This window comes from Endozoicomonas atrinae (assembly GCF_001647025.1).
GTDB lineage: Bacteria > Pseudomonadota > Gammaproteobacteria > Pseudomonadales > Endozoicomonadaceae > Endozoicomonas > Endozoicomonas atrinae.
In genome coordinates, this window is sequence record NZ_LUKQ02000196.1 from 1 (window position 1) to 10,187 (window position 10,187).

Here is a 10,187-nt window from a genome sequence, read left to right on the forward strand (position 1 = left end):
TCCTCTCGATTGGTCATGGCGCTGCTCCCTGCTTGATACCAACAGGAAAACAATCGGCCAGAAAAGGGTTAATCGGGAGGTCAAATTAAACTGGTGTTTTGAAGACTTATTACATCGGTGATGACACCGCCCTGCCAATTTTGTGAGCAAGGACTGATAAGGCTTTGCTTTTTGGCATACGACGTTGAAGTTTTTGCAGATAACGCTGGGCTTTGTCATTACCTCTCAAGTAGAGTACTGCTGCTTCTGAGAAAGCCCATTTGAGGTGGGCATTCCCAATTTTATTGCCCTGTGTGCCGTAGGTTTTACCAGCTGACTCTGCTTTGCATTTAACCAACCGGCTGTAGGAAGCAAACTTCTGTACGCTGGTGAACCGGCTGATGTCGCCTATTTCGTAAAGGATGGTTAATGCCAGGATGTCGCCAATGCCCGGAACGGTTTTCAGTAGGTTAAACGCTTTACTATTGAACTGCTGAGTATGTTTTTTCAGTTTCCATTCAACTTTTGCTAACTCTTTATCGAAGAACGTCACCAGATCGAGATCAAGGTCAACACTGGCCTGAACCATGCCATCCGCAAACAGTTCTCTTACCTGCTCACGGTTATTTTCGTAGCGAAGATTGAGTCGGTTCAGGTCGGGCAGGTTGTATTGGCTGGCCGTGTTTTTGACATGGGCTTTGAGTTCACCAGCATATCGAACTAGCCGGGTTCTTCTGCGTAATAGGTCACGGGTTGATCGCATGTCTCTGGGGTATTCATAAGCCAGTGGGAAGTTGCCCCCCCGAAGTATTCTAGCAATTTTGTAAGAATCAATTTTGTCATTTTTGGTTTTACCACCATGAATGGCTTTCATATACAGGGCGTGGCCAAGGACAAAATCAATATTATGATCAGCACACCAGTCGGCCACCCAGTACCAGCAATGCATGCATTCAACACCGATAACCACCTGACCAATATAGGGTTCGATTAATGCTAATAAAGCTGCTGGATCGGCTTTGATTTTCTGGTGTAACTGTTTTTCACCCTGGTTATCAATGATGCAGACATAGAGCAGTCGGGCATGCAAATCGATACCGCAGTAATAAGGGTGAGAAGTATTGTAGAATCTCATTGGGTCTTCTCCGTTTTGGTGTGGTGCCTACCAGCTTATCGATTTGAATAAGCTGGGGAGAAGGCTCAATGAGTATCAAATCAATCCAGCCGACCGCCTTCGGCGTCGGCTGATTGAGGCATTATGAGTTCGAGTTACCCACGAATACTGGACACTTCATTAAGTTAGATTATCTTCTAACGGTGAGGTGAGTCATGAGTAAACACAGACATCCTGCTTATACCGAAGAATTCCGCAAAGAAGCTTTCCGCATGGCGGGATTGCCCGATAGAAAAGCTTCAGAGGTTGCTAAGCAGCTTGGTATCAGTGTTCAGCAGATCTATAACTGGAACCGACAGTTTTCCCGTCTTTCAGAAAAACAGTAATAAGGGGCAGGTCTTTTATCGTGTGTTTCAGAAAAATGAAAAACTGAACACCATGATTTTTAATGAACACTCGAAGAGCTGTCCTGTAGAAGCTAAGGCCTGACCCCATTTTTTCAAGTGATCCAATGTTATTAGCCTGACATGCTACCCCTATTACTTCATTTCCTCTGGTATCAAAGGCTCAGTGTGTTTTTCTAACGCATTCTTGAGTTCTATGCGTGCCAAGGTAAGGTGAGCTGCAACGGCAACTGTCCGTGAAAAAGCGAATAGTGCGTGTTCCGCGAGGAGACCATAGCCTGATGGCTCAATAGCTTCTTTTTCTTCCTTAGTTTTTCGAAACCAAAGCTGAAATATTTTGTAATCGTTGAACAGCTCTAAGTTTTGCCGGTGAGTTTCACTTTTTATTTGCTCTGCTTCCTTATCGAAATTACTGCACTCAACAAGTAATTTATCTATATGCTTCTCAACTTTAGCAAAGGCATTTCTTACATCTTGGTCGAAGTAGATAACTGAGCGGTCTATACGGCTCATTGTGGTTCTGCATTCATTAAGAAACCGAGGGGTTAGTATTCTCCCCGTACTCTCTAAGAAGCGAATATACTCTTTTGCGAGGCCATCTAGACTACGATTTGCTCTCGCAAATTCCCATGCTTTTTCTTCGGTCTGTTTATCGTGTTTCCAACCGAAAAATTGAGCCTCTATTCCACTGGCTTCAGTAATTCTCAACAGCTCATGGTAATGCGCCTCATATGCACTTTTACGGTTATTTATATCATTGATATGGTTAGTAAAATAATAGAAAATGACAGCGGCAAATACACTTGTTGCTGAGCCTGCTAAAAAGGTCATGGTAGCTGACTCAACCAACTTATCTCCATATATCCCAAAAACTGCCAAGGCAATTAGTGCAGATATGCCAGCAATCATATGCATAGAGCTAGGTAAAGTACGTAGATACACAGAACGCGCCCACATTGGGTAGATGATTTTCTCGTACAGCACTACGCCAACCACAAAGATGGCCAAAAGAGGGAAAAAAAGCAAAGTCGCCAAACCAAATGCAATCTGAAAAAGTTCCATGCCTTACAAAGTTGACCTCGGTGAAAATTAGGATTAGTACTCTAATCGTTACTCAGTGTTTTGGGTATAAAATTTTAACACGTAATATCAATCAGTTAGATTGGTTTCAGTGATCGTTTTAATTGATTGACCCCTAACATACAATTCTCAAAACGTTGTATGTCCAGTATTTGGTGATCATCAACGGAAAAGCGGTTCCATGGTCATGCTACCCAGGAAAAAATCATGATACTCCGCACCCAAGAAAAAATGAGGAAAAATAAGGGTCAGGTCTTTCATAGTGTATAAAGCTTATTATGCGACCCATGAAGGAATTTTATATAGTGCACAATGAAATGGTGTAATCAGATGGAGTAGTTCAGACTTAATCAGACACTTTCTGATTTCATCTCCCTGTGACAATGCTTGCTCAGCTTTTCCGTTATTCACCGATATGGAATTATCCCACGCCATGAATATGATCACATATTGATCAGCCCAAGCATACTGAACACATAGTCATCCTACCAACCACATTTGCTACATTTGTTTGTGGCACTTGCTTTTTCTGAAGCATTCCGACTCAGGGAGTTAAAAATCCATCTGTCGTGCAACCATGAGATTCTCCACTGATTAGCGGCAACTCACGAATCTTGGCAAAAGATTCGCTGTTTATAGATTCGATACAGAGTTGCGAACTGTTTTAGGTGAGTCTTTCCAATTAAATACAGAACCCATTTTTTGAGGAAAAAGACATGAAAAAATTATTTATACTTGTTTCATTTTTTCTTCTTGCTGCTTGTGCAGGGCCAAACCCAAATCCTGGTGAGAGAACTGTTGATATCGCCTGGGAAAGATATGAATACGAGAAGGTATTTGAAATATTAAAACCTGCAGCAGAAAGAGGTGAACCTTGGGCGCAGTTACGCATGGGAGTTGCTTACGAATTAGGTTCTGGTGTTAAAAAAGATATTCCCACGGCAATACAATGGTATGAGTTAGCTGCTGCTCATGAGGCAGAAGCAAATTGGTCCAATGGACAGTTGGTTGGTGCATCAGGTAAATCAGGCTATTTCAATCAAACAAGCGATGCACTGATAGCAAAATTTCAACTAGCGAATATCTATCTGCGTGATGAAGGAGTAGCAAACCCTGAAAAAGCCCTTGAACTGGCTCAACATGTATCAAATAAAACTCAAGGAAATAGTCTTTTTTATTGCTGTGAATCAACAGGTGGTCGGTACATAACAAGCACTCAGATATCAGAAACATTGAGTAAGGCTAAAGAAGTAAACCAAGAGTAGCTAATTCATATACCCCATATATCAAAAAGTATCAGGGCATCACTGGTGCCCTGCCTCTGATCTTGGTATCAGAGGCTCATATATAGAAGTTCAGACCTGACAATCTGCGTTTTCACCTCCTTGTGAAAACACCCGTGCACCCTCCCGGTTATGGTGCAATGGTCAATCTCGCTGATCAACCCCATGGTGCGTAGGACAGTTAACGTCTTGTTTAACTCAATAACCATACACACTTGCCCTATGGCTTGATCTAGACAGACAAAAGGTTACTTTGTCTGTCAGTTTCACCCGCCCACCCCCAGTTCAAAGATCGCCCTTTCACGGTACTTGACCGCCCTATTGTAGGCTTCTTTGTCACCATATTCCTGAATGGAAAAATACTTGCTTTTTTTCTTTATCCGTTGACCCAGCGGGTCGGTCGGATCAAGTTCGACCCAGTCTGCTCGCCAGTAGGTAACGCCAATAGAATTGGTGCATTTACGGACACCAACAGCCTTTGATCTCGCCTGCTCCAATAACGGCTTTTTCAGCTCAAAAGCCGCGGCAGGCAGGCTGTCACGAAAAGCCTTTGCCACCGCTTTTGCCGGTTCGATACCACCGAGTTTGTTGGCAGCGAACTGATGCGTCGTACCATAGGCATACACACGCCATACCTTTCGCTTCGGGTCTAACGACAGGTGATGGTCAGGTTCCAGTTCATCCAGTAATTTTCGCTGTTCAGGCGTCATTGTTCAATTCATCCTGCTGTCAGATGCCATCTGGTTTTCTTCCAGCCAACCAGCAAGTGCACACTTTCATATTCTGACTCGTATAATATCTCGCCATTGAGTCGTATAACAGGGACTCAATGCCTGCTGGTTCATATGCCACTGCTGAGACTCAAACCCCACTGAAGCAGGCCGCAGTGTTTGGCTTCCAAAACGTTGATTGATGGCATCCAGTACCGACATCATCCGGGTATTTTCGGGGGTTGATGCTGCTGCCAGTAAATCACCCTGAAAGCCCTGGCCGGAACAGAGATCCATCAGGGCGAAGCCTGCCTTTTTATACTCGTAACCCTCCTGAAACAGCACGTCCAAAGCCGGAGTTAACTGTTGCAGCCAGACCGAGCTATCGCTGGTAGGAGACGGTGCCATCAGCTTAAGACTTCGGCCTGTTTGTGGGAGGTTGTCTTTAAAGGGGTCAGTCCTGATAAAGAGGATGGCTTCACGGGAATACTGCTTTTGCTTTCTGAGTTTCTCGCAGGCACGACAGATAAAACTGGCCAGTGCCGCATGGAGTTCCTGTTTGGTGGTGACTCGATGGCCAAAGCTTCTTGAACACATAATCTGATGTTTATTGGCTGAACCTCCTTCCTCCCAGGGAATGCAGTATTCTCCCTGGAGTTCGCAGACTGTGCGTTCCAACACTACAGAAAACTGTTTCTTGATCCATTGTCGATTGGCATTTGCCAGTTGTGCTGCCGTATGAATGCCTGCCGCCTCCAGCCGTTTTCCGATTCGCCGGCCGACGCCCCATACTTCACCAACCGGGGTAATCGTCATTAGCCGTTGCTGGCGAACTGGATTGGTTAAGTCCACAACGCCTCCGGTTGCCGGAAATTTCTTGGCCGCGTAATTCGCCAGTTTGGCGAGTGTTTTGGTGGTAGAGATGCCCACGCCAATAGGAAGCCCTGTCCACTGGAATACCCGCTGTTTCATGTCCAGGCCTCTGGCATGCAGGCTGTCTTCAGGAAAACCGGAGAGGTCAACAAAGGCTTCATCGATGGAATACACTTCCAGCTTCGGGCTGAACTGTTCCAACACCGACATAAAACGGGAGGACATATCGCCGTAGAGTGCATAGTTGGAGCTTCTCAGAATGATCTCGCCACGCTCTACCTGATCCATGACTTTGAATGCCGGTGTACCCATGGCAACGCCCAGTGCTTTGAGTTGGGCTGTTCTGGCAACAATGCAGCCATCGTTATTGCTCAGCACGCCCAGGGCTTTATCAATCAGGGATGGATCAAAGACCTGCTCGCAGGAACAGTAAAAGGCGTTGGCGTCGCAGAGGGCGATTACTTCTTTCATCGCAGGTGGTGAATGACTTCAGTCACCACACCCCAAACAGTAATTTCCTGTTCAGAATCGAGCTTAACGGGCGGGTAGTCCGGGTGCTCAGAATGGAGTTCTGGCTTGTTGTTGCGGTAGACGAGGCGCTTTACGATTAACTCGCCATCCAGCAGAGTGAGTATCACGTCACCATCTTTTGGGGATAGCGAGCGGTCAATAATGAGGATATCGCCATCGAAGATACCGGCACCTTCCATGGATCGTCCCTGGGCTCTTGCAAAAAAAGTGGCAGCAGGATGGCGGATTAGCAGTTGGTCAAGGGACAGTGTTTCTTGCAGGTAATCTGCCGCAGGACTGGTAAAACCGCAGGCTGCGGGGCTCTGGTAGAAGGGTAATACTTCTGGGTTGGGCTGTGGAAGGATCTGGATGGGCTTCATGCCACTTCAACTCAAAGACTGTTTATATATACAGTATAGTCATTTGATCTGATTCTTGTGTCAAGCTAATGAGCAGTGATGCAGGCTGGTGAGTGAATAAGGTATGCAATGTTTGGACAGACTTTGGATAAAACCGTGAGGAGATGAGTCTGAGTCGCAAAAAAGGGGTTATAGACAGCTGATTATTGTTTGCTTACCTCAAACTTCCACTTCATAGTGAGCGAGGGCCGGAGCTATTCCTCTTATCTCTCCATCCTGTATAAATGCCTTCAAGCCAACGCTTACTGATTCCCCCTTCACGGTGATCACTGAACCATCTCTTAGCTCTGCCTGACTGGTCCCGTTGCCGTTGTTAGCAGTAATGGTGGCGATGACCCGCACGCCTTCAGGAATCAGAGCCTTGAATTGTTGCCAGATATTGGTGGTTGCCATAAGCCCGAAACCCTTTTATTTTTTTGAAACCACAAAAAAGGACAATACCCGAAAGCATTGTCCTTCTGAACCTCGTTTATGCGAGGTTGGAAACTACAGTGTTGTAGTCTCGACCATTACAGTGGTCGAATATCTTCAGCCTGTGGACCTTTCTGGCCTTGAGTCACTTTGAATTCAACTCGCTGACCTTCTGTCAGTGTTTTGAAGCCATCACCGATGATTTGACGGAAGTGAGCAAACACGTCTGGTCCGCCGTTTTCCTGAGCGATGAAACCAAAACCTTTCTCTTCATTGAACCACTTAACGGTACCGGTAGTAGTAGACATAGTCATATCCTGTAATTTAATAATCAATGTGCCTAGTGATAAGGCGGTGGAGCTAGAAGCTTGTTATCACTTATGAAGGATATGGCGAGCTATTACACCCGGAACATCAAATCTTTGCATAAAAAATAAATCACACTTTTAACGTTCCGCCATTATACAGGGTAGTATCCTAATCGCTATGGCCACTTGTATTCAATCTTCAACGCAAGATACTCAGCCATTGGTGTGTAGGTGCCTAATAGTGTCTTTCCAGCTGGACACTTTGGATGACTCTGCTTCGTTCAGCCGTGATATTTGTAGCCAGGCAGAGGGCTTGCCAGTTTCCGCTCTCTCCTAAAAGCGTATCCTGAACTTCCACCAGCATACCCGGCTCAATTAAGCCAGGTACCGTGTTGGTGTCGGTCAATGGCAGTTCAATGGTGGTAATGCTCTGGTTGCCGCCCTTGGCGAGCTCATTTCGGCCTCGCTCGGTATTGACCTGCGTTTCGGTAAGCCAGTCCTCCAAAATATCGGGAGCCGGATTATTGCCACTGCTTCCGGTTCGTTTGACGTTGACCGCCACGCCTGCATTGGTGCCTGAAACATAGACCGCATTGTAAGCCAGCTCTGGTCGCCAATTGGCACTCAAACTGATGACCATACTTGCCGGAACGATCTTATCCATTGTGGCAGTATTCCAGTGCCAAGGGCTGGCAGGGTATCGGGGCTGAATGCTCACCTGGTCATTATCACGGCTTGGGATAACCACCGATCCAGCTGTGTTAGCGATCTTGGCGACGACCTGCATGGCGGTCTGGTTCTGATAGCTGAATGATCCACCCGGCATGATCCAATCGGGTGTGCTGTAGTCGTTCAGGTCAGGGTAGGTTGCCGTAAAGCCAGTGTTAGCCAGTTCTTCGGTAATGGCCTGTTTAGCGTTGAGGTTGGCGCTGTTGCTCTTGCTTCGCTGTGGCGCATAAGGGGCTGCGAGCAGTTGGGTTCGGCTGCTGCCATAGAGGGTGTAACGCTCATCCCCGAACCGTCTGTTTGTGCTGTAACGCTCAATAATGAAGATCCACTTCCAGCCGTTGATATCGACCTCGATCTGCTTCGGACCGTTCTCGTCCGGTTCCACCAGTGCGATATTGGAAGCGCCCCAAAGCTCTCCGGTAAAGCTCCAAGAGAAGCTATCAATATCCAGACTGATGTCCATTGAGGGCAGTTCCAGCGGTGTCCGGGCAGGCAATACGACAGTGGTGATAACGTTCATAAGCAGATAACTCTCCCTGATCTCTGGCTGCTCGGGTTGCGGTTTCTCTACCACGTTCGGGTCTGTCTCACCGCCATAGTTTCCCGTTACCGTTTCATCTCTGGCTTTCTGGCCAAAGCCCCATGGCAGAATGACCGGCTGATCCTCGGCTCGGTTGCTCTGAAAGGTGAAGCGCCGTTGGCTATCAACAGGGACAGCTGCGGTTTCTTCGTCAAAAGCACCAATTTGGAAAAATACCGAGCCGTTAGCCTGTGGCTCATACTCCCGTTCTTGAAAGGAAAAGTTCAGCGGTTGCTGTGGGTGAAGGTAAGCAGGGCTTTTCCAATTTCTTGAGCCGTACAGATCAACCGACTGCATGCCTTCGGATACATTGCTATCCCGTTCTGGTGGATGGTTCCAAGGGGAGGCCTGTTCCTGATCCTGCGCTTGAATGCTTTTATCCCATGCACTTTGTTTGCTGGTTTCCTTTCGCTCGGGCTGCTGCCAACGGTCGCCGGTTGCCGCTTCTTTCTTCTGGCTCTGGCCATGACGAAAACTGACCTCTACTTCCTTTTTAGCCACGGCTCCCCAAAACAGACCAAAGGGTGAGGCTTGTAGATGCTTCGCCTGCTGACTACTTTGCGTCCGGGTAGTGCTAACAGGCCGACTCATTGAATAGCTCGCAGAAAAGCCCTGCTGCCGACTGACCGCCCCTTGCCATTGGCCTTCGTAATGGCGAACCAATCCGGGAGGCGGTGCAAAATAAATCAACCCCTTGCCGTCAAAGGAGAAATCAGCAATAGCCGACGATGAGACGGCATAGGGAGCGCCGGTCAGCCGAAACTCTGCGCTGTCAGTGGGAACCTCATAACTCATGGCAGTAGTTCTGCTTTGATGGGACCGTGTGCCAATGGGCGATAGAAAGGAATCGCCCGGAGGGTAATATCCCCTTCAATGGTGCGGGTGTGGGTAGTGCCGGTATCCACCCACCACTGCGGTTCTGTGGCTGGTAAGGTGCCGCCTGCCTCGACCCGGTAAACATGACCGTTGGGAATGGTGGGATGAATCAGATCACCTTGAACCACGCTGGCGATTGCTGTGAAAGGCACACCGTATTCGTCCATCGCCAGTACAAAGGTGTCGCCGCCTTCGGTCAGCACGTCCAGCGTATAGCTGCCGGTTTCGCTGTCGCTGGTGGTATCCCCAGTTACTAACCATGAACCATCGGGCTTATGCTCAATGGCCACCAGTTGCCTTGCTGCGGGTTCAGCCTGATTGTCCAGCACTCGCTCTACTTTTCCGGTTATGGTTGCCGGGTCGCCCGCTGGCGCACCACCGCCTCCACTGGTGCTGATGGCAAGGTCATAGACCACCACGTTATCCGGGGAAATCAACTCACTGCTGAACGGTCGCCCTTCGTGGGTAATCAGCAGGCAAAGGTTTTTATCCGCCAGCAAGGCTGGCAGGTTCTTCATCGCGATCTGTCCATTGTCCGCTTTGGTGGCCACCAGATAACGGGTATTCAAGGGCTGATAGAGTTCAACAACACCGTTATAGGGCAAGCCATCCACGGTGAGCGTTGCAGCAATACTGTTGTCGAAGGGCTTCGGTATGCTCATCTGCTCAATTCGGCACTCCTGCATCACCACTCCCCCGTCAGTTTCACAAAGCAGTTGATGTTGTCATTGATGTTTCTCGCTCGCTTGATAGTGAAGTAATCCTCACCCTCTACTGTGACAACCTGACAAAAGTTTCTGCCGGATGAACTATTACTCTGGTTCAACCATGGGAACAGACTGTATACCCCCCGAAGACGAAAGCTGTGTTGATAATCCAGAATCAAAAACGCTTCTGATCGAAGCTGAACA

The 10,187-nt window shown here is 47.7% G+C and carries 12 protein-coding genes; 2 read left to right on the plus strand and 10 right to left on the minus strand.

The window, feature by feature from the left end; all coding sequences use genetic code 11:
- Positions 1-109 precede the first annotated feature (109 nt).
- Positions 110-1,114 (minus strand): IS110 family RNA-guided transposase, encoded by a 1,005-nt coding sequence (locus AK963_RS20795; RefSeq protein WP_066017345.1) that lies wholly within the window; start codon positions 1,112-1,114, stop codon positions 110-112.
- Between the two features lie 194 nt (positions 1,115-1,308).
- Here AK963_RS20795 and AK963_RS20800 point away from each other — a divergent pair, with 194 nt between their 5' ends.
- Positions 1,309-1,479, plus strand: a complete 171-nt coding sequence (locus AK963_RS20800) for a transposase (RefSeq protein ID WP_083232818.1) — start codon at positions 1,309-1,311, stop codon at positions 1,477-1,479.
- A gap of 153 nt (positions 1,480-1,632) precedes the next feature.
- Here the strand turns inward: AK963_RS20800 and AK963_RS20805 are convergent, their stop codons facing one another.
- The gene (locus AK963_RS20805) at positions 1,633-2,559 is read right to left on the minus strand and encodes a TDT family transporter (protein WP_066017346.1); all 927 of its coding nucleotides are present in this window, start codon (positions 2,557-2,559) and stop codon (positions 1,633-1,635) included.
- Positions 2,560-3,293: 734 nt separating this feature from the next.
- Between AK963_RS20805 and AK963_RS20810 the strand changes: the two genes are divergently transcribed.
- Positions 3,294-3,842, plus strand: a complete 549-nt coding sequence (locus AK963_RS20810; RefSeq protein ID WP_083232819.1) for a tetratricopeptide repeat protein — start codon at positions 3,294-3,296, stop codon at positions 3,840-3,842.
- Between the two features lie 284 nt (positions 3,843-4,126).
- Here the strand turns inward: AK963_RS20810 and AK963_RS20815 are convergent, their stop codons facing one another.
- From AK963_RS20815 to AK963_RS33400, 8 genes are all read right to left on the minus strand, one after another.
- Complete coding sequence (locus AK963_RS20815; protein ID WP_066017347.1) at positions 4,127-4,570, minus strand: AP2 domain-containing protein; 444 nt, start codon at positions 4,568-4,570, stop codon at positions 4,127-4,129.
- 66 nt (positions 4,571-4,636) lie between these two features.
- On the minus strand, positions 4,637-5,914 hold the full coding sequence (locus tag AK963_RS20820) for a Y-family DNA polymerase (protein WP_066017348.1): 1,278 nt from the start codon (positions 5,912-5,914) through the stop codon (positions 4,637-4,639).
- Positions 5,911-6,333 carry a LexA family protein gene (locus AK963_RS20825; protein ID WP_066017349.1) on the minus strand — a complete coding sequence of 141 codons (423 nt, stop codon included), beginning with the start codon at positions 6,331-6,333 and terminating at the stop codon, positions 5,911-5,913. Before AK963_RS20825 ends, AK963_RS20820 begins: the two co-directional genes overlap by 4 nt.
- Before the next feature lie 198 nt (positions 6,334-6,531).
- Positions 6,532-6,765 carry a hypothetical protein gene (locus tag AK963_RS20830; protein WP_066017350.1) on the minus strand — a complete coding sequence of 78 codons (234 nt, stop codon included), beginning with the start codon at positions 6,763-6,765 and terminating at the stop codon, positions 6,532-6,534.
- A 116-nt stretch (positions 6,766-6,881) separates the two neighbouring features.
- Positions 6,882-7,091 carry a transcription antiterminator/RNA stability regulator CspE gene (cspE, locus tag AK963_RS20835; RefSeq protein WP_066017351.1) on the minus strand — a complete coding sequence of 70 codons (210 nt, stop codon included), beginning with the start codon at positions 7,089-7,091 and terminating at the stop codon, positions 6,882-6,884.
- Between the two features lie 235 nt (positions 7,092-7,326).
- Positions 7,327-9,195, minus strand: coding sequence for a hypothetical protein (locus AK963_RS20840; protein WP_066017352.1), 1,869 nt, complete (start codon positions 9,193-9,195; stop codon positions 7,327-7,329).
- The gene (locus AK963_RS20845) at positions 9,192-9,962 is read right to left on the minus strand and encodes a hypothetical protein (protein ID WP_066017353.1); all 771 of its coding nucleotides are present in this window, start codon (positions 9,960-9,962) and stop codon (positions 9,192-9,194) included. Before AK963_RS20845 ends, AK963_RS20840 begins: the two co-directional genes overlap by 4 nt.
- The coding region (locus AK963_RS33400; RefSeq protein ID WP_175404586.1) for a hypothetical protein at positions 9,962-10,187 on the minus strand (226 nt) is incomplete at its 5' end. The genes AK963_RS20845 and AK963_RS33400, both read right to left, overlap by 1 nt.

What these genes read in the sequence shown, in the direction of transcription:
- AK963_RS20795 (WP_066017345.1), bottom strand. Translation starts at nt 1,114, where the DNA reads ATGAGATTCTACAATACTTCTCACCCTTATTACTGCGGTATCGATTTG.
- AK963_RS20800 (WP_083232818.1), top strand. Translation starts at nt 1,309, where the DNA reads ATGAGTAAACACAGACATCCTGCTTATACCGAAGAATTCCGCAAAGAA.
- AK963_RS20805 (WP_066017346.1), bottom strand. Translation starts at nt 2,559, where the DNA reads ATGGAACTTTTTCAGATTGCATTTGGTTTGGCGACTTTGCTTTTTTTC.
- AK963_RS20810 (WP_083232819.1), top strand. Translation starts at nt 3,294, where the DNA reads ATGAAAAAATTATTTATACTTGTTTCATTTTTTCTTCTTGCTGCTTGT.
- AK963_RS20815 (WP_066017347.1), bottom strand. Translation starts at nt 4,570, where the DNA reads ATGACGCCTGAACAGCGAAAATTACTGGATGAACTGGAACCTGACCAT.
- AK963_RS20820 (WP_066017348.1), bottom strand. Translation starts at nt 5,914, where the DNA reads ATGAAAGAAGTAATCGCCCTCTGCGACGCCAACGCCTTTTACTGTTCC.
- AK963_RS20825 (WP_066017349.1), bottom strand. Translation starts at nt 6,333, where the DNA reads ATGAAGCCCATCCAGATCCTTCCACAGCCCAACCCAGAAGTATTACCC.
- AK963_RS20830 (WP_066017350.1), bottom strand. Translation starts at nt 6,765, where the DNA reads ATGGCAACCACCAATATCTGGCAACAATTCAAGGCTCTGATTCCTGAA.
- cspE (WP_066017351.1), bottom strand. Translation starts at nt 7,091, where the DNA reads ATGTCTACTACTACCGGTACCGTTAAGTGGTTCAATGAAGAGAAAGGT.
- AK963_RS20840 (WP_066017352.1), bottom strand. Translation starts at nt 9,195, where the DNA reads ATGAGTTATGAGGTTCCCACTGACAGCGCAGAGTTTCGGCTGACCGGC.
- AK963_RS20845 (WP_066017353.1), bottom strand. Translation starts at nt 9,962, where the DNA reads ATGCAGGAGTGCCGAATTGAGCAGATGAGCATACCGAAGCCCTTCGAC.